This is a genomic window from Anaerovibrio lipolyticus DSM 3074 (assembly GCF_900141865.1).
GTDB classification, from domain to species: Bacteria; Bacillota; Negativicutes; order Selenomonadales; family Selenomonadaceae; genus Anaerovibrio; species Anaerovibrio lipolyticus.
In genome coordinates, this window is record NZ_FQYW01000008.1 from 108036 (window position 1) to 127679 (window position 19644).

Genomic DNA, 19644 nt, shown 5'->3' on the forward strand with positions numbered 1-19644 from the left:
CACTAAAGGGACTGCCTAAGCAGTCCCTTTTATTTTTATTCCTTACCAGTCCAGCAATAGGTGCAGACCTTGTCTTTATCAATGCCGATGGCTTCAAGAGTACCCTCCAGTGACTGATAGCCCAGAGAATCAAACTTGAACATTTCACAGATACGCTTCAGCATACACTGCCCTCGCTCTGTGGTGGCATCCGCATATTCATCAATATGCTTAACCCCCTCATCCCCCTCCAGATCCTGAATAACCCGGCGGGCCAACAGCTCATGCTCACCCTTGCTGGAGGAGAAGTTAAGATACTTACAACCGTACATAATTGGTGGGCAGGCACTGCGCATGTGTACCTCCTTGGCTCCGCTTTTGTAGAGGAAATCTACAGTTTCCCGAAGCTGGGTTCCCCGCACAATGGAATCATCCACAAAGAGCAGCTTCTTTCCCTTAATAAGCTCCGGAACAGGAATCTGCTTCATCTTGGCCACCTGGTTGCGAATCTTCTGGGTAGTTGGCATGAAGGAACGGGACCAGGTAGGAGTGTACTTGATAAACGGGCGGGCAAATTCATTGCCACTTTCGTTGGCATAGCCAATGGCATGGGGAATACCAGAATCTGGAACGCCAGCCACATAATCAAGCTCTGGCAAATCGCCCCGCTTTCTTTCCTCACGGGCCATAATTTTGCCATTATTGACACGCATAACCTCAACGTTCTTGCCCTCATAGGAGGAAGTAGGATAGCCATAATAGGTCCATAGGAAGGCACAAACCTTCATATCCTTGGATGCAGGCGAAATGGTGCCAATACCACAGGAATTCATGCGAACGATTTCCCTTGGCCCCAGCTCATAGAACTTGTCATAGCCCATTTTCTGGAAGGCAAAATCCTCAAAGGACACGCAATAGCCATCATTGTTCTTGCCCAAAATAACTGGCAGACGCCCCACCTTGTCACGGGCAGCAATAATCTCACCATCCTCAGTGAGAATCAATATGGTTATGGAGCCCTCAATAATATCCTGGGCATGAAGAATGCCGGATACAATATCATCCTTTTCATTAATAAGGGCCGCCACCAACTCGGTGGAATTAATCTCGCCGGAGCTCATGGCCATAAACTGGTGATTCTTGTCCTTGAAATAATGCTTCAAAATAGCATCCGTATTATTAATAATACCTACAGTGGTTATACCATAAAGGCCCATGTGAGAGCGCACCAAAAGCGGCTGGGGATCCGTATCACTTATGCAGCCAATACCGCTGGTGCCATTAAAGGAGAAAAGCTCCTTTTCAAATTTGGTTCTAAAAGGAGTCTTGTCAATGGAATGAATCTGACGCTGGAAGCCCTTAACGGCATCGTGAATTAACATACCACCACATTTTGTACCCAAATGCGAATGATAATCCAGACCAAAGAAAAGGTCCACCACACAATCCCTATGGGACACTACACCAAAAAATCCACCCATCGATAACTCTCCTTCCGATGTAAAAAGCTAGACTATTTAGTTCTGGTCAAATGCTTAATAAAAAATATCCAGAACCTGAGGTACAGTTTCAATTTTCAAAGGCAGCTTAGGCCCCACCTCACCATCAATATCGCTGGTAAGCTCCTCAGAGCACTCCACCTCAAAGGTAGAGGCCTGACGATAAATAACCTCCTTGCGCTGGGAAATGTCCTTTCCCGCCAAAAGCTCTGTGGTAACAATCATCAAATCTGCCACATTGCACTGCTTCATAATGATAAGGTCCAGCACACCATCCTGAACACTGGCCTGAACCGCCACTTTTTTGAAGCTGGCCACCACGCTGGAATTAACTACCAAAAAGAGAAAGGCCTTCTCGTGAATTTCTTCCTTTTCCATGCGCACAGTAAGGTCAAAGGCCCTAAACTGAGGCAGAGTTTTCAACCCATGCACATAATAGGCCATTTTACCAAAGGCATTTTTCAATCGTGTATCCACCTCATGGGCAATGGAAGTAACCATACCCGCACTGGCTACATTAATAAAGTAAGTATCTCCCACCTTGCCCAGATCTATTTTCATGGTCTGCCCGGAAGCAATACGGTCAAAGTATTCATCTGTGTCAAGGTGCAGGAAGGTGGCAAAATCGTTGGAGGTACCCGTGCCGATAATTCCCATAGGAATGTTCAGCTTCTCCCTCATTATGAGGTTCACAATCTCGTGAACAGTACCATCTCCACCGGCAGCAATAATACCATCTGGCGCCGCAAGCCTTATAAAATCAACTAAATCTGCATTTTCCGGGGTGGTTCTGTAAGGAATCACCATACAGCCACGGCTCTGGAGCTTATATATTATTTCATCAAGGCGCTTCTTGAAAACGGCCTTGCCGGAAACCGGATTATATACCAAAACCAGTTTTTTCATTATCTTAAACTCGGCCTTTCTATTCAAAACAAAAATTCGTCAAATTAATCAGCCCTTATATACACCCAGCTTGTGCATGGCCTTGATGCCAAAACGGCCAATCATCGGAATACGGGCCATATCCTCCTCCATCATACCGCCAATAAGGAGCAATACCGCCAAATAAACCACACAACCCAGCAAACAAGCACCAAAGGTGGAAATAACATTGCTGCCCCAGGCCGCCAGGGTATAATCGTAGAAATACCACACAGAAGCCGCCATAAACACAGAGGCCACAATGGTCTTTAAAAGCTGAGGAATTTCCATACGATAGCCTATGTATTTATATATAAAGAACATATTTATAACAGCCGCCACACCCATGTCGGCAGCAGTTGCCCAGGCTGCACCCATAATTCCCAGCCAAGGCTTGGCAACAAGTGTCCAGTTAAGAATAACCTTGGCCACAGCCGCCACAATCATATTAACCATAGGAATAGAAGGATGCCCCAAGCCCTGAAGCACCGCAGTGGACACCTGATGGAGTCCCAGCAAAACAATGCTTACAGCAGAAACCATAATGGCAGGCCCCGCATTTGGTGCATTATAAATTAATGAAGCAATTGGGGTAGCCAAAACAAATACCACCACAAAGGCAGGGAAACAAACCGCATTGGAAATACGGATACCAGATGCAGTCTGACTAAATACCAGCTTGGCATCCTGGAGGGCTCTTGCCTTGGAAATGGCCGGCACAAGACTTACTGCCAGAGAAGCTGTGATAATAGTAGCCAAATTAACAAGCGGCACCGCCATACCAGTGAGATAACCGAACAGCTCGGTGGCTTCATTGACACTGTAGCCTGCCACCTCAAGTCGCTGTGGCACAATGGCCAGATCCAGATTGGACACTACAGGCAGCATGATGCTGGCGGCAGATACAGGCAAGGACAGTGCGAAAATACGCTTGATGATTCCCCAGTTGGAGGTTTTTTCAGTATCCGGAAGTGGCTTCAGCTCATGGCCAAATTCACTTACAATATCCTTTTCCAGCTTCCAGTGGAAATATACCAGCACAATAAGTCCCGTCACAGCACCGGCAAAGGCACCCAGACTGGCACCAGCCGCTGCATAATCCAGACCATAAGGCAGGAACAGGCTGGCAAACATTATCATGGTAACTACGCGGAATATCTGCTCCACAATCTGGGACACAGCTGTTGGCGTCATACGCTGCCAACCCTGTAAATAACCACGGGAGCTGGCCAACAGGGTTACGAAGAAAATAGCAGGAGCCAGTGCCACAACTGACCAGTAGGCACGGGCATCACGAATAAAATGGAAATCAATGAGCCACTGGGCGCCGAAATACGTCAGCAACGAAAATATAATACCCGTCATGAACATCAAGGACATGGATACCTTAAATACCCGCTTGGCCCCCAATATATCCTTTAGAGCTACTCTTTCAGCTGTAATGATTGAAATAGCCACCGGAACACCGGCTGTGGATACACTTAAGGCGAAAAAATAAATTGGGAAGGCCATCTGATAAAGTCCGATACCTTCACCGCCCAAAATTCGGGAAACAAAAATCCAGTTAAGGGAACCAATGACCTTTACCACAATGCCGGCAACAGTCAAAATCAAGGTACCCTTAAGCAAAGATTCGCCTTTATTATTTTTATTGTTTTCAGAAGCTTCCTGATTACTAATCTTGCTCACACCCTCATAGGTTATAAAATAGTTGTACGCCACCCTAAAATTATGCTTTAATATTAGGTGTAGCTGTTTAATTCTTATGTGATGGCATAATAAGCCATGCTAAAAAATTATATCACTTACAGTCATAGACTGCAAGCACGCGAGGAGTCTATAACATGGAGATAAATATCGTAAATTTCAACACAACCATAGGGGTTAAAAAACCGCGGACCATTCAGGGTATGGCCAATACCAGTAACTGCCCTTTCTGTGATGTAGAGCATCTGGTGGGTATTATCGAAACAGATGACAACATTATATTATTGAAGAATAAATATAATGTGATGGAACCCTCAGACCAGCTGGTACTTATTGAAACAGACCAATGTAAATCAGACATCCCTGATTACTCAAGGGAGCAGATGCGACGTGTTATACACATGGGCGTAAAACACTGGATAAAAATGCTGAACTGCGGTAAATACCGCTCCGTTATTTTCTTTAAAAATTTTGGTCCCATGTCGGGAGGCACAATTCAGCATCCCCACATGCAGCTGGTGGGTTACCCGGAGCTTGACCCGGACCTGATGTTTGACCCTGTGGAATTTGAGGGGTTGAAAATCTTTGAAGACAAGGGTGTGGAGCTGAACACCTCTACGAATCCGCGTATTGGCTTTTCCGAGTACAATCTGGTGCTTCATGATGAAGCTTACACTGATAAGGACACTACTGCTTCTGTGGCCCTTATGCCCAAGGATGATAGCCTTAATTTGTTGGCTGACCTAATAAAAGAAACTGTTACCTTTATGAAGGGGTACTTTAAACGACCAAATTTCAGCTATAACCTTTTTTTTTATAATGTTGAAAAAAAGATGCGGGTTAAAATTATGCCAAGATTTGCCACCCCGCCAATGTATGTAGGCTACAATATTCACCTGCGCCCCACCTCTATTCCTGACTTTGCTGAAAACTTGAGAGCACATTTGGAAAACCAGGGATACATAAAATAATTAAAGGCTAAATGTCTATTCGTATTAATCTAATGTCCACAAATCGCAGTATACGTTAAGATGGAACATATACATTTTTGTTCCATCTTTTTTATTTTTATCCTAACTTAATTCATAAAGAACCGATGAATACTAGCTCTTTTAAAATTGTTTGCTGTTTTAATTCATGTTACAAGTTTACACATTTTTATAGTAAAATGTCTTTCCTTTTTATTTTTTATGTGCTATAATTACGCTCGTATACTAAAAAGAAAAGAGGTTTTCATTATGGAATCAAGAAAATCCTTTGGTGGATCCTTTGGTTTTGTTCTGGCTGCCGCCGGATCTGCTGTAGGCCTTGGAAATATCTGGAGATTCCCTTATCTTGCTGCCAAGGACGGTGGCGGACTGTTCCTGCTTATTTATCTTATTTTGCTGCTGACCTTCGGTTTTGCGTTGCTGACCACAGAAATTGCCATTGGTCGAAAGACAAAGCAGGGTCCTCTCACAGCATACTCCCGTATCTGCAAGAAATGGCGCTGGCTTGGTCTTTTAGCCTGCTTAATTCCAGCCATCATCATGCCTTACTACAGTGCTATTGGAGGCTGGGTAATCAAATATTTCCTGGCGTTTACCACCGGAAGCTACGTGGAAGCAGCTCAGGATGGTTATTTTGTAGGCTTTATTACTGCCCAGCATGAGCCACTGGTTTATATGTTCCTGTTTTTGATGGCTTGTACAGCAATTATTCTTTTAGGCGTAAACAAGGGTATTGAGGCATCCTCAAAGATTATTATGCCAGCCTTGATTATACTTATTATCGCCATCGCTATTTATTCTCTGGCCATCACCCATACTGATGCCAATGGTGTTACCAGAAGCGGTATGGATGGTCTGCTGATTTATCTTATTCCAAACTTTGAGGGTCTTACCTTCAGCCATTTTATGAGTGTATTGGTGGATGCCATGGGCCAGCTGTTCTTCTCCCTGTCTGTTGCAATGGGTATTATGGTTGCCTACGGCTCCTACGTTAGTGATAAGGCTGATGCCGTCGCTTCCGTAAACCGCATTGAGTTCTTTGATACCCTGGTATCCTTCCTTGCAGGTATGTTGATTATCCCTGCTGTATTTACCTTCATGGGCAGCGAGGGCTTATCTGCTTCCGGCCCGGGCCTCATGTTCATATCCCTGCCAAAGGTTTTTGAAAGCATGGGCACCGCCGGTATTATCGTGGGCATTATGTTCTTCCTGATGGTTCTTTTCGCAGCGGTAACCTCTGCTGTGTCAATTATGGAAGCAGTTGTATCCAGCTTTATGGACTACTTCCACATTACCCGTGTAAAGGCTGCTCTTGCTGAGTTTGCAATTGCACTGGTATTTGGTACTATCGTATGTCTTGGCTACAATGTATTCTACTTTGAGCTTCCATTGCCAACCGGCAGCACCGGCCAGGTCCTGGATGTAATGGATTACATTTCCAACAGTATCTTCATGCCAATCATTTCCATCGGTACCTGTATCATGATTGGCTGGGTTGTTGGTCCACAGGTTATTATTGACGAAATGGAAAAGAATGGCGAAACCTTTAGCCGTAAGTACATCTACATTGCAATGATTAAGTTCATTGCTCCTGTACTGCTGTTCATCCTGTTCCTGAAATCCTCCGGCATGATCAGCTTCTAAACTAAATCTAAAAAGTAGCGTAACTTAAAACACCGTCTGTCATTACTGGCAGGCGGTGTTTTTGCATTCATAGCATAAGCTCGTTATTTTTCTTCCTTCAAAATTTCCGATACCTTCTCAAAATCAAAATTATCTATGGCCTGGGACAAGTCCGTCATTTTTCCCTGCTGAGGTTCCGTCAATTGGTAGTTTCCCAACTCCGCCAGCACCTCTTCAATGCCAAAGCTGTCACAGGCAGCAGCACATTCCCGTAATTTGGCATAGGCCTCAGTCAACTTTTCATCACTTATGGCAGGCTTGCCAGTATCCCCAGCATCTTCCTTGGAAGCAGTAGGCTCCAATAAAGGACGAAGCTGCTGTCCCAGAGCCTTGCAACGCTCCAAAAGGCCCCCCACTTCATTTTCCACCTTTTCCTTGTCTCCGGCCTTGCCGGCATTTTCCAGTGCCAGGGCCAGCTCGCCGATACTTTCTGCCCCGATAATACGGGAGGTACTCTTTAGGGCATGAATTTTTATGGTAGCATTTTCCAGATCATCAGCCTTCAAAAATTCGGTGATTTCCTCAATGTATTTACCTACACTGGAGGCATAAACCTTCAAGGCCTCCAAATAGGATTCCTCATCGCCATTATTTTTAATACCATTTTCCATATTTACCTCTGGCAATTCAGAGATAAAATGAGGCAGAACTGAATCATTCTCCGGAACAGGGATAGAAGGCATAACTGTATCCCCTATAGGTTCCCAGTGTACTACCATCTGTTCAAGGACAAAATAGAAGTTTGACCCCAGCTTATAGACGCTCTCCACCTCCAAATTGGAACCCATCAGCTCCAGCAACCGCTGGGTAATGGTTACCCCTAAGCCCGTGCCCCCCACAGTGGAGCTTCTGCCCTCTTCAATCCGTTCAAATTCCACAAAGAGCCTGGATTTGTCCTCATCCTTTATTCCCTGGCCCGTATCCTTTACCGACACATGCAGTCCCACATGCCGTTCATCCAGCTTCTCGCTGGCTACAGTCAGTATTATCCGGCCCTTGATTGTGTATTTCACCGCATTGGTCAGGAGATTGAGTATAATCTGTTTAACACGAAGGCCATCACCATAAAGATCCTTTGGGGTATTGGCATCAATATCCAAAATAAAGGAAAGTCCCTTGTCCTCAGCCTGAGGCTTTATGGTCTGCACCAAATCATTGATTAATTCAAGAAGATTATATTTCTTGGACACAATTTCCATTTTCCCGGCCTCAATAATGGAAAAGTCCAGAATATCATTTATCATCCCCAGCAAATCAACACTGGCATCCCGAATGCTTTCCGAATACCGCACAATCTGGGGCTCACTGGTTTCCGACAAAATCATATCATTTATGCCTAAAACCGCATCTATTGGGGCCCGAAGCTCATTGGAAATGGTGGACAAAAATGCTGTCTTGGCCTTGCTGGCCGCCACCACTCTGTTGGAAACATCAATAAGCGCATCCCGCTGCTGTCTTTCCTCGGAAATATCCTCCAAAATCCAAAGAAAGGTGGCCACTTTTCCCGCCTGCGTCTGCTGACAGCGGACAACACGGGCCCGAAGCCACTTGCCTTCCTTAGTTAAAAAGGTTGTGGTAGCTGCCACCCGGTATTCCAAAAGAACCCCCAAAATGGAAAAATCCACAAATTCCTTCATTTGTAATTTAAAGTGTTCTTCCACCTCATTATTTACATAATCGTAGAAATGCTGCTGGGCCTCAGTGCCGTCAGCATCCTTTAATTCCCCTTCATCATCCTCCCGGTCAATGACAGATCTGATAGTGTTGTTGATAATATCCACTTCTTTGAATTCATAGTAAATCTGCGCCGCTGCAGCCATACGCTCATTAAGGTTGCGGGACTTCATTTCATTGGCTCTATATTTGTCCAGTATTTTTAACAATATGAAAAATATAGCCATTATTATTACAAAACACAGGCCAAGGTTAAGGACAATCACCTTAATATTATCCGTAAGCATGACATTTAAGCTCCATACGGAAATCAAGGCAACCAGCACAACACAAATTATTACCCCGGTAAATGCTGTTCTGTTATTATCCATGAAATGCATAGCCATCCCCGTCCCTTCTGCCTCAAATTCTCATTTGATGAACCTTTTCAGGTGGGAGGAATTTCATCACCATTTGCTCCAGCTTAATAAAGTCTATAGGCTTGGTCAAATAATCGTCAAAGCCTTCATTTTTATACAGCTCCCAGGCTCCGGATACAGCATTGGCAGTGAAGCAAACCACTGGAGTGCCCGTATTAATCGCCGATTTCTGAGCCTTAATCTCATGAAGGGTTTCAATACCGTTCTTCCCCGGCATCATATGGTCGAGGAAAATCAAATCGTACTTTTTCTTATCCGTCAAGGTCAGGGCTTCGTCACCGCTTTCAGCCGCATCAATCTTCACCTTTGTTTTCTTCAGCAGATTCTTGAATACCACCAGATTCATGGCCGTATCATCCACCACCAGCACCTCTGCCTCAGGGGCTGTAAACTGCTCGTGATACTGATGAGCGGAGGATGTAGGGGCAACAAGGACTTCATCCATATTCCCCAATGGCTCCCAATCCACTACCTCCTGCTCCAAAGTAAAGTAGAATCGGGACCCCACCCCGTAAATACTGCCTACTTCCAGCTTTGACCCCATCATAGTCAGCAGGCGGGTGGTAATGGAGAGCCCCAGTCCAGTGCCCTCGATATGACGGTTTTTCTCCTCGCCAATTCGATCAAACTTGGAAAACAGCTTGTCCATGTCTTCCTTCTTAATGCCGCTGCCCGTGTCCTTAACAGCCACATTAAGCAGTACATGGCTGTCATCGCCCTTTTCAAAATCAATGCTGAAAACAACGCTGCCCTCCTTGGTGTATTTCACCGCATTGGTAAGCAAATTAGTAATAATCTGCTTAAGGCGGATGTCATCTCCCCTCAGGTGCTTCGGAGTCTCCGGGTCAATTTCCAAAGAAAACTCCAGTCCCTTTCCTTCGGCACGATAGGAAATCATATGCACCAAATCGTTTATTACCATGGACAAATCATATTCTGCCGTGATGATTTCCATTTTTCCTGCTTCAATCTTGGAAAAATCAAGAATATCATTCACAAGGGCCAACAGGGTGTGGCCTGCAGCATCAATATTTTCCGCATAGGAAAGAATAGGACTGTCCTGACCGCATTCCCGCAAAATCATTTCATTCATGCCCAGCATGGCGTTAATTGGCGTTCTTATCTCATGGGACATGTTAGACAAAAATGCTGACTTGGCCTCACTTGCCGCCATTGCCCGATCGGAAATATCCCGCAGAGCCTCTCTGGCTTTTCTTTCCTCGTCAATTTCCTCCACCAGCCACAAAACTCTGGAAACCTTCCCCAATGAAGTACGCTGGGAAACGATGAATCTGCAGCGGCACCAAATACCTTCATTGTTTAAAAACTCCATAGTGATAGCATTGCGATCCCCTAAACGTTCAGCCAAGGTGGAAAAATTTAAAAAATCCATTACCTGATTTTCCCAGGAAGGGTCAAGATGCTCCTTCATGCGAAAAATCAAGGCCGCCTGGGCACCACTATGCTCAGTTACCTTCGTGTCACTGGCATTTTCTTCATCCACTTCAATATCAATGTAGGTATCGTTGATAATATCAAATTCCTGCACGAAAACATACAGCTTGGTGGTGGCACTAAGCTGATGATATAGCTGTCTTGATACCTGATCCTTGCGTTTACTATGCCTTATAGCCACATAGGATACAGCAATAATAGCCGCAATAACCAGCACACACGCCACAATGGTCAAATATGGCATAATATCACCCCATATCACGCCTGAGAAGGATTAGCCCTTAATACGTCGTCAATTTTATTTACCAAAGCCTCTTTGGTTGCCGACTTCAAAATATAGCCCTGAGGCTTAAGAGCAAGCACCTGATTAATGGATTCCTTGTTATCTATTCCGGTAAGGAAGGCCACTGGAATTTTTTTGGTTTCCTCATTGGAGCGCAATGCCTTTAGGACCTCCGGTCCCGGCATCTCCGGCATATTATAATCAAGCAGCACAAGATCCACTTTATTTTGCTGTAAAAACGTAATCGCCTGTTTCCCCGAGGTTACAACACTCACCTGAAAGATTCCCATCAAATGGCTGCGAATCATCTTGCAAAACGCCGGGTCATCATCCACCACCAATATCTTTTCCTTTACATTTTTTTGTTCTTCAAAGGCATCTACGACCTTTTCAAATTTATCCATATTAACCGGCTTATCAAACCATGGATAAAAGCCCAGCTCAGGCAGGAATTCCACCACATCATGATGAAAGCTTACCTCACCGACAATAATAATTTTACGCCTCTTTGCCCGCAGGTTTTTAATGATATTTACCAATTCCTCCTGTTTACGTTCGCTGAACAGCACGCCTTCCCCCAAATGGAGCACAAACACCGACGAGTCATTTATATACTGATACATATTCCAAGAGCCGGCTACTGCCGAATTTACAGTATAGCCCATATTCTCCAAGCCTTGGATAATTGCCTGCACAGTGATGGTTTGCCCAAAATCAAATAATACTATTTCCTTTTTAACTGCAGGTTGTACTTTTTTCATCATACTACACCTCCCCATGGGACACTGCACCACGGCCCCATATTATTCAGCTATTTTATGGTAATATTCCACGTTTGAGGTGTCATTCCTGCTTTACGAGAATAATTATGCCCAACTAAAAAACTGCCCTCTGATAATAAAATCAGAGGACAGCTTTATTACTTTTATGGCTCAATTATTGGGAAGAACGGTGTAAAGATAACTACCTTATCTGTCAGCTTTCCTAAAAGCTCCTTATTACCATCCTGATGGAATTTCTGTTGCATTTCCTTGTTCTTTGACAGAATAGTAAACAGTCCTTCCTTTGGCATAGTCCAGGTTGCGTCAGCCTCAGGGGATTCGACTCCCTTCTGATAAACCAGAATACCGGATTTAACTGTAAGTAGATACTTTTCACCGGTATCTGTCAAATTCAGATTTGCTGTGAAATTCAGATCCTGAGCCTCATCGCTGTTAAGGCTGATGCCAATATAATCCAGCATAAGCTCAGAGCCCATCTTCTTACGAACATCCTCACCACCACCACTGTTAATAAATGGAACAGAACCATTTCTCAGCTCCTTAGCAGCACAAAGGTATGCATTACGCCAGGTTCCGGATTCAGCCTGATATGCCAGCTGATCCATGGCATCTGCACACAGATTACGGGCCTCCTGATTCTTAGGCTCAGCAAAGACAATCTGATTGGTAACCTCTGCTACCCACTGGTACTTGCCTGCTTCATAATCCTTCTTTGCCCTTTCTAAAATGGCCTTACTGCCTCCCATGTATTCTACAGTCTTCTTGGCAGTATCCACAGGTGGCAATTTATTGAGGTTTACAGGATTTGCATCATACCAGCCCATAAACTTTTCATATACAGCTTTGGAATTATGCGCCACAGTACCATAATACTGACGGGTATACCAAACCTTCTGCAGGGCATCCGGCAATTTAATCTTGTAGGCCACTTCATTTTGAGTCAAGCCCTGATTCATGTAGAACAAGGTCTGGTCGTTAATATACTTATAGGCCAATGCGGTATTGGTCATATATTCCTTGATAACCTTATTTCCCCAATGCGGCCAGTTATGGGCCTGGAAGGTTACTTCGGCATCCTTTCCATAACGGGACTGGGCCTCCATAATATAATATGCCCATTTATTGCCGTCTCTCACCTGTGCTCCGCGCAGGGTATAAAGATTATGAAGGGTTCCGGTGCAGTTCTCAGCCACCCAAAGGGCTTTTTTATCAGGGAACCATGTGTTCATCTCCGATGGTGCTTCAGTGCCAGGCGTCATCTGGAATTCCATTGTCACACCATCAATAATACGTTTTTCACCAGTGGTGGTAATAATGTCTGTTGGTGAAATATAAGAAGTATGCCCTGTGGACTGTCCCATACCAATACCGATGGAAAGGCGGCCCTTCTCTCCTGGCTCCAACAATACACCGTACTGATAAGCCGCACGACGGGCCATAGCAGGACCTGCATACACATTTTCTGAAACTACGTTTTCCTCAAAGCCCTCCGGAGCAATGATAGAAATGCCATTATCCTTTATAAACTGTTCAGGATTCTCCATGTCCAGAATACCACGAACACCGCCATAATGGTCAATATGAGAATGACTGTAAATTATAGCCTTAACGGGGAATACTCCCAGCTGCTCATCCACGAGCTGTTTAGCTGCCTTACTGCATTCCACTGACATCAATGGATCGAAGATAATCCATCCGGTGTTGCCCTTTACAAAGGTAATATTTGACATATCATAGCCACGAACCTGATAAATGTCATCAGTAACTTTGAAAAGTCCATAATAGTGATTCAGCTGGGCATTACGCCAAAGACTTGGATTGGCGGTATCCGGAGCCCTCTTATCGAGAAAAGCATAGGCTGCCTGGCTCCATACCACCTTACCCTGGGCATTTTTTATTTCCAGCTTTTCAGGGGCAGCAATCAAGCCACGGGATGCGAATTCCCGTTCCTGCTCATCATTAAAATCCAGCTTGTTATAAACCTCATTGTTCGCTTGAATCGTATAGCTGGATGCTTCCTTTGGTCCCTCAGCTGCCTCACCTATAACTGATGTCATGAAGGTTCCCGAAACAGCCAAGGCTACTGCCAAAGCTAAGGCACGACCATATTTTGCCCTTTTTTTCATAGGCGCACTCCCTTTCACATTAATAATTTATTCTCCTATTCATCACCACATATATGTGGAGTATATACGACAAATGCGCCTTTTTTTCCTGCCATACAAAAAAGTATACACAAAAAACTGCCGACCCTTCAGCCGACAGCTTTACTTACTCATCGTTTCCTGCTTCAAAAACATCTATACAATCATGATAATCACAGGCTGCTCCCTTTACGGACACGCGGTTACCATCCTCAAAAAAATGCTCCAGCCATACATAGAACATTTCTGTGGATCCAAATTCCCAGGATTTTGACTCCAGCCATTCACGAAGTCTGTGATTGCTGGTAAAGCTCTTTTCTATGCGCATCCTCATCACCTCCAGATAAGTACTTTGTCTTTACTGCTTATGTTTTCTACCATTTTACCAAAAATCCTGCCTAAAATGCAAAAACTAATACCATTTCACATTATTTTCATCCTTGTGCTAAGGTTATTCACTTGCTAATATTAGTTTATCCAGTAGTGAAGGAGTCGCTATTTATGAACAACAAACGAATTATTTCCATAGATATTTTTCGGGGACTGACCATTTTTATAATGATTCTGGGAAATTTATCGCCAGATTCCCGGTACACCTATCCAACCCTGCTTCACAGTGGCTGGACAGGGGTTAATATCATTGATTTTGCCTTCCCTGGCTTTATCTTTATCATGGGTGTGTCCACTGTTTTCGCCAATTCATTAAAATACACCGACTGGCTGGGAAAGGTGGTAAAGCGCACCATTATTCTGTTTGTATTGGGGCTGCTGGTGAATCATCTGCCGTTGGTGTTCACTGCTCTTTTTTCCTCTGATTATACCTTTGTCCAGGCTGGCAACGATTTTCTTGCTTCCTTCCGGCCCTTTGGGGTGCTGCAGCGCATTGCTCTGGTGTATTTGGTGGGAACAATTATTTTTCAGGGAGCATCCCGACCTTGGTCACTTTTTCCCATTTCCCTGTTTCTGATGAGTATTTCCTCTTTGGGGTATTACCTTTATAACCCAGCAGAGCCCTACAGCGAGGCAAATAATATCAGCCTATATATAGACCAGCATATTCAAGGAATATCCCACAATTATATGCAGGCTCCATACGATCCGGAGGGGCTTTATGGCACCATCAATGCCATTGCCACAATGCTCCTGGGGTGTTTTGCGGGGCAAACACTAAACTCCCGGCAGGGCCTCAGTTTTGCCGACAACAAGAATACCAAGGCGCTGTTTTCCTACGGCATTGTTTTGCTTCTCATATCCTGGGGCTGGGCCCAGTGGGAAATCATCAGCAAGCCACTTTGGACTGCTCCTTATGTTCTTTCCATGGCAGGTATTGGCATGATATCTCTGTCCCTATTGGAAGGTCTCTCCCATAGTATCTTTTTCAAATTCATCCTTCATCCATTAAGAGTCTTGGGGCAAAACCCAATTTTCGTCTATCTTTTATCAGAGTGGGGCCTTGCCCTGCTATTTGCTATCCCACATAGTGGGGAGCCACTATACCTCTGGCTATACCACACCTATTTCTTCGCAGATAACTCGCCATTCACATCAACCTTTACCTACACTCTGCTATGGGACCTGACCTTTGTGATACTGGCAGAGGTAATGAATTGTAAGAATATTGTTATAAAGATATAATTTTTGGGGCCAGTTAGGCAAAAAAATCCTCATCCCGTAAAAGAGATGAGGACTTTTTATTTGCAGAATTTACAAGATTTACAGGATTTCCACTAATTCAATCTGGAAATTTAATTCCTTACCGGCTAATTCGTGATTAGCGTCAAAGGTAATTTCAGTATCTGTCTTTTCGGTAACAGTAACAGGGAAAGGCTGGCCCATTGGGTTTGTAAGGTAAACCCGCTGACCCATTTCCAGATTCTCAGCTCCTGGAACCTGGTCAATTTCCACGGTCATGATGGCATTAGGGTCTGTTTCCCCATAGGCATCCTTTGGCTCCATGTGGGTATCTTTAATCTCCCCCACCTTCATATCAGCCACAGCCACATCAAAACCACGAATCATCATGCCGGCACCGCAGACAAATTCCAGTGGTTCGCCACGATCATAGGAAGAATCAAACTGAGTACCATCATTAAGAGTACCTTTGTAATGAACACGAACCTTCTTGCCCACATTTGGCCCTTCGATACCAAGAACAGTATGGGAACCACAGCCACCGCAGCCCTCGTGACCGCCACAGCCGCCTTCCTCATGATGGCCGCAGTCATGCCCTTCACCATGATGGTGGTCACAATTTACGCCGGAATTTACCAGCTCGCCAGCAAGATATGCCTCTACAACAGAATCAACGTCCCCGAACGCTCCGGCACACAGCTCAATACCTGCATTAGCCAATGCCTGCTGGGCACCGCCACCAATACCACCACAAATAAGCACATCAATGGATTTATCAGCCAAAAGGCCCGCCAAAGCACCATGGCCACTACCGTTTGACCCAATAATTTCACTGGATACTACCTTATTATCCTCAACCTCAAAAACCTTAAAGCTCTCTGTTTTGCCAAAATGCTGGAAAACGTTGCCATTATCATAGGTTACAGCAATTTTCATCTATTGCACCTCTCTCAAAATAGTAGTTTGAAGCAATCACATCTTCACCTATGATAATATAGCCTACATAAAAAGTCAATAAGTCAAATTTCTGAGTATTCTGATAATGATTCGCTGTTCCTATCCTTCCACCGTCTTCACAACAACCATTTTTGCATATCCCTCAGCGCTGATGGTGCCATCCTCAAGAATAATCTCCGACTTCATTTCCACCACGTTGCGCTTGCGGTTTTCCACCCAGCCACGGATAGTGATAGGCATTCCCACAGGTGTAGGCTTGCGATAACGGACTTCCAGCTTTCCCGTAAAGGCCGGCTCACCAGTCCTAAAAAGATAACCACCCATGGCCTCATCCAGCATGGTGGAAACAATGCCGCCATGAACTACCCCACCAAAGCTCTGGTAATTCTTGTCCACCGTGGTTTTAGCGATATATTGATTGGAAATAATCTTAAAATCCAGCTTCATTCCGATAGGATTATTCTGACCGCAGGCAAAGCAGTTGCCTGTGTCTTCCATTTTTCTAAGTTCATCATCTGTTGACATTACAGTACCTCCATGAGTTCCAAACTAATTCTATCCACCTATAAACTATAGATTGTACAAGGCTTTGTCAACTTTTTTCGGTGATTTGGCCGACTGTTTTATGGCAAGTTGGCATAACGACGAAAAAACCGTCGGGCAAATGAGACCCGACGGCTTTTCTTTGTGTGAAATTACACTGCTGCAAAGGCCTGAGCCAGATCAGCAATAATGTCATCAATATGCTCAGTACCGATGGAGAGGCGAATGGTGCTGCGGCTGATACCTACATCAGCCAGCTCCTCATCGGTAAGCTGGGAATGGGTGGTGGTTGCTGGATGAATGACCAGGGACTTCACATCCGCCACATTTGCAAGGAGGGAGAAAATCTTCAGATTATCAATGAACCTGAAGGCCTCCTCCTGACCGCCCTTAATCTCAAATGTGAAGATAGAGCCGCCGCCATTAGGGAAATACTTCTGATAGAGAGCATGATTCGGATGCTCTGGCAGACTTGGATGATTAACCTTGGTAACCTTTGGATTTTTTACGAGGTAAGCAATAACCTTTTTGGTGTTTTCTGCGTGACGCTCCAGGCGGAGGGACAGGGTCTCAGTGCCCTGCAACAGCAGGAAGGCCGCAAAAGGAGAAATAGTCGCACCCTGATCACGGAGCAAAATAGCACGAATGTAGATAGCAAATGCAGCCTTGCCGGCAGCCTCAGTAAACTTTACGCCGTGGTAGCTAGGATTTGCCTCGGAAATCCAAGGATACTTACCACTCTTTGCCCAGTCAAAGTTACCGCTGTCCACGATAACACCGCCAAGAGTTGTACCATGACCGCCAATAAACTTGGTCGCAGAATGAACAACAATATCTGCGCCATGCTCAATAGGGCGGATAAGGTATGGAGTGCCGAAGGTGTTATCAATTACCAAAGGCAGCCCATGCTTGTGAGCCAGCTTGGCAATGGCATCAATATCTGGAATATCAGAGTTTGGATTGCCCAGGGTCTCAATGTAGATGGCCTTGGTATTATCCTGGATAGCGCCCTCAATTTCCTTTAAATTATGAGCATCCACAAAGGTGGTCTCAATACCGTAAAGTGGCAGAGTATGGGCCAACAGGTTTGCAGAACCGCCATAAATGGTCTTCTGGGCTACAATGTGTTCACCGGCCTTTGCCAAAGCCTGAATAGTATAGGTAATAGCTGCTGCGCCAGAAGCCAGAGCCAGACCAGCCACACCGCCCTCAAGTGCTGCGATTCTTTCCTCAAAAACGCCCTGGGTGGAATTGGTAAGACGGCCATATATATTTCCCGCATCAGCAAGACCAAAGCGGTCAGCTGCGTGCTGGGAATTACGGAATACATAAGAGGTAGTTGCGTAAATTGGCACTGCTCTTGCATCGGATGCTGGATCTGGGTTCTCCTGACCTACATGAAGCTGAAGGGTTTCAAATTTGTAGTTGCTCATAATAATTTCTCCTTTTTCTATAAAATATGTTGATATAATTTCTTATTAAATTTAATGAAATGAAATCTGAGCTAATAAAAAACCGGGGCTTTATCCAAGCTCCCGGGCAAATGGCAACACAATCAGCCGCATGTCAAAGAAGACGAATGCACCTGGCCATACTTACTTGCCCGGGAGTTACACATTCGACATACCCATGCTGCAGTCTTACAAGTGTTGTTTACTCCATACATAACATTCATCTCCTTTCTTAAATCTTCAATCTTTGTTGCTCAATTTCCATGTCTATATATTAAACCTATATGCCTACTATGTCAATAGGTTTAATAAAAATTTTCAAAAAATTATTTTTATATTTGAAAACGCCATTTACCTTGGGGTAAAGTTGTCGCACATTCACCCACTTTAACTCAGGGTAATTTCACAACCACAAAAACTCGAGGTTTTTTACCAAAAAGCAAACACTTTATTCTGACTTATCACCACGCACCTAAATTTAATGCAGACAAACCGCAGACAATATCAAGGCATCGCCAAGAACTGATAAAGGGCCTTCATTTCACCGTCAGTCAAGGTAACACCTTTGCCCATCTTCGTATGGTCCTCGTTCCAGGAACGGATATCCCACTTTGCAGGCCGCCCACAAAATGACACCTTATTAATCTCAGTAGTCCATCCCTTCGCAGTTGTCTCACCCAGCTTTGCACCAACAACCTCAATAGAAAATTCAAACTCCTTTGACATAATTTTTCCTCCTTCATTATCCAAAAACTACCTTACCAAACAAGCAAACCTGTAACACTTCGTCAGAATAGTCCTCCCAGTATTCCCAGTCATGCTCCTTCTCCAGTTTAGCTATACCCTCCTTAAACTTATCAAGGGTTAAAACGTATGGCTCGTTATCCTCAATATCGTAGTAAGTAACCTTACCACCATTCATGAGGCAATCTACTAATCTCTCCTCGAAATACTCATACTTGCCCTTAGTCAGCTTTTCCTTCTCATAGTCCAAACGCCCTGCCCAGTAGGAACAGGCATATGTGGCATCCGCCAAAACGTCCAACAATTTCTCCTCAATAGTCATTTAGATAACCCCCTTAACATTTTCTTTTTGAACAGTAACACTACAGGTTTCCTCTGAATACTCCATAGCCCACATAGGCTCTAATGAATCCAATGCCTCTTTTTCACCTTTTCTAACCGCTTCTGCTTCTGACTCAGCCTCCACAGTGAAGGTTCGGATCATGGCAATTTCAACAGGTACTTCGTACTTCATGATATACCTCCTTTTATCCAACACTGAGAATATCTGCCATGCTATAGCTCTTACCATACTTCTTGGTAGTCGCCTTCAATGCGTTTTCCAGTGTACCTACCGTAACCAACATAGACAGGATGTTGAAAGCCGCGTCCAGTCTGTTCATGGCTACTTCCTTCTCATGGTCCGTACTGGCTAAACACAACAGCTTTATGCTTCCAACCCATTCACGCATAATAATGGCTTCAAGCTGTCCATCCATCTCAACCATCCTAGTCTTCAT

Annotated in this window: 18 protein-coding genes; 3 read left to right on the forward strand and 15 right to left on the reverse strand. The window is 44.5% G+C overall.

What is annotated here, in order from left to right; genetic code table 11:
- Positions 1-35 precede the first annotated feature (35 nt).
- Genes B6K08_RS05450 through B6K08_RS05460 form a run of 3 tightly spaced genes read right to left on the reverse strand, consistent with a single transcriptional unit; the run spans position 36 to position 4091 of the window.
- Positions 36-1460, reverse strand: a complete 1425-nt coding sequence (locus B6K08_RS05450; protein WP_080325599.1) for an amidophosphoribosyltransferase — start codon at positions 1458-1460, stop codon at positions 36-38.
- A gap of 54 nt (positions 1461-1514) precedes the next feature.
- Positions 1515-2384, reverse strand: a complete 870-nt coding sequence (locus B6K08_RS05455; RefSeq protein WP_080325600.1) for a diacylglycerol/lipid kinase family protein — start codon at positions 2382-2384, stop codon at positions 1515-1517.
- Between the two features lie 48 nt (positions 2385-2432).
- Positions 2433-4091 (reverse strand): putative polysaccharide biosynthesis protein, encoded by a 1659-nt coding sequence (locus B6K08_RS05460; RefSeq protein WP_052211801.1) that lies wholly within the window; start codon positions 4089-4091, stop codon positions 2433-2435.
- A 155-nt stretch (positions 4092-4246) separates the two neighbouring features.
- Between B6K08_RS05460 and B6K08_RS05465 the strand changes: the two genes are divergently transcribed.
- Positions 4247-5080 (forward strand): DUF4931 domain-containing protein, encoded by an 834-nt coding sequence (locus B6K08_RS05465; RefSeq protein WP_039206122.1) that lies wholly within the window; start codon positions 4247-4249, stop codon positions 5078-5080.
- Between the two features lie 267 nt (positions 5081-5347).
- Positions 5348-6742 (forward strand): sodium-dependent transporter, encoded by a 1395-nt coding sequence (locus B6K08_RS05470; protein WP_039206121.1) that lies wholly within the window; start codon positions 5348-5350, stop codon positions 6740-6742.
- Between the two features lie 83 nt (positions 6743-6825).
- On the opposite strand, the gene B6K08_RS05475 is transcribed toward B6K08_RS05470, so the two are convergent.
- The 5 genes from B6K08_RS05475 to B6K08_RS05495 all read right to left on the reverse strand — a co-directional run bounded on the left by B6K08_RS05475 (position 6826) and on the right by B6K08_RS05495 (position 13866).
- Entirely contained in the window at positions 6826-8841 is a 2016-nt protein-coding gene (locus B6K08_RS05475) for an Hpt domain-containing protein (RefSeq protein WP_080325601.1), read from the reverse strand.
- A gap of 16 nt (positions 8842-8857) precedes the next feature.
- Entirely contained in the window at positions 8858-10573 is a 1716-nt protein-coding gene (locus tag B6K08_RS05480; protein ID WP_080325602.1) for an ATP-binding protein, read from the reverse strand.
- Positions 10574-10587: 14 nt separating this feature from the next.
- A complete protein-coding gene (locus B6K08_RS05485; protein ID WP_159446707.1) occupies positions 10588-11376 on the reverse strand; it encodes a response regulator in 789 nt (262 codons plus the stop codon).
- A gap of 161 nt (positions 11377-11537) precedes the next feature.
- Positions 11538-13520 carry an alkyl/aryl-sulfatase gene (locus B6K08_RS05490; protein WP_080325604.1) on the reverse strand — a complete coding sequence of 661 codons (1983 nt, stop codon included), beginning with the start codon at positions 13518-13520 and terminating at the stop codon, positions 11538-11540.
- 145 nt (positions 13521-13665) lie between these two features.
- The gene (locus B6K08_RS05495) at positions 13666-13866 is read right to left on the reverse strand and encodes a hypothetical protein (protein WP_027396556.1); all 201 of its coding nucleotides are present in this window, start codon (positions 13864-13866) and stop codon (positions 13666-13668) included.
- 173 nt (positions 13867-14039) lie between these two features.
- On the opposite strand from B6K08_RS05495, the gene B6K08_RS05500 reads away from it, so the two are divergent.
- Positions 14040-15173 carry an acyltransferase family protein gene (locus B6K08_RS05500; protein WP_080325605.1) on the forward strand — a complete coding sequence of 378 codons (1134 nt, stop codon included), beginning with the start codon at positions 14040-14042 and terminating at the stop codon, positions 15171-15173.
- Positions 15174-15251: 78 nt separating this feature from the next.
- On the opposite strand, the gene B6K08_RS05505 is transcribed toward B6K08_RS05500, so the two are convergent.
- The 7 genes from B6K08_RS05505 to B6K08_RS05535 all read right to left on the reverse strand — a co-directional run bounded on the left by B6K08_RS05505 (position 15252) and on the right by B6K08_RS05535 (position 19644).
- Complete coding sequence (locus B6K08_RS05505; RefSeq protein WP_080325606.1) at positions 15252-16106, reverse strand: FKBP-type peptidyl-prolyl cis-trans isomerase; 855 nt, start codon at positions 16104-16106, stop codon at positions 15252-15254.
- A gap of 120 nt (positions 16107-16226) precedes the next feature.
- The gene (locus tag B6K08_RS05510) at positions 16227-16652 is read right to left on the reverse strand and encodes a PaaI family thioesterase (RefSeq protein ID WP_080325607.1); all 426 of its coding nucleotides are present in this window, start codon (positions 16650-16652) and stop codon (positions 16227-16229) included.
- A gap of 170 nt (positions 16653-16822) precedes the next feature.
- Positions 16823-18103: an O-acetylhomoserine aminocarboxypropyltransferase/cysteine synthase family protein gene (locus B6K08_RS05515; protein WP_080325608.1), complete on the reverse strand. Its 1281-nt coding sequence runs from the start codon at positions 18101-18103 to the stop codon at positions 16823-16825.
- Positions 18104-18625: 522 nt separating this feature from the next.
- Entirely contained in the window at positions 18626-18847 is a 222-nt protein-coding gene (locus tag B6K08_RS05520; RefSeq protein ID WP_080325609.1) for a YdbC family protein, read from the reverse strand.
- Positions 18848-18863: 16 nt separating this feature from the next.
- Positions 18864-19187, reverse strand: coding sequence for a hypothetical protein (locus B6K08_RS05525; protein ID WP_080325610.1), 324 nt, complete (start codon positions 19185-19187; stop codon positions 18864-18866).
- A complete protein-coding gene (locus B6K08_RS05530; RefSeq protein ID WP_080325611.1) occupies positions 19188-19379 on the reverse strand; it encodes a hypothetical protein in 192 nt (63 codons plus the stop codon).
- A 13-nt stretch (positions 19380-19392) separates the two neighbouring features.
- A complete protein-coding gene (locus B6K08_RS05535) occupies positions 19393-19644 on the reverse strand; it encodes a hypothetical protein (RefSeq protein WP_080325612.1) in 252 nt (83 codons plus the stop codon).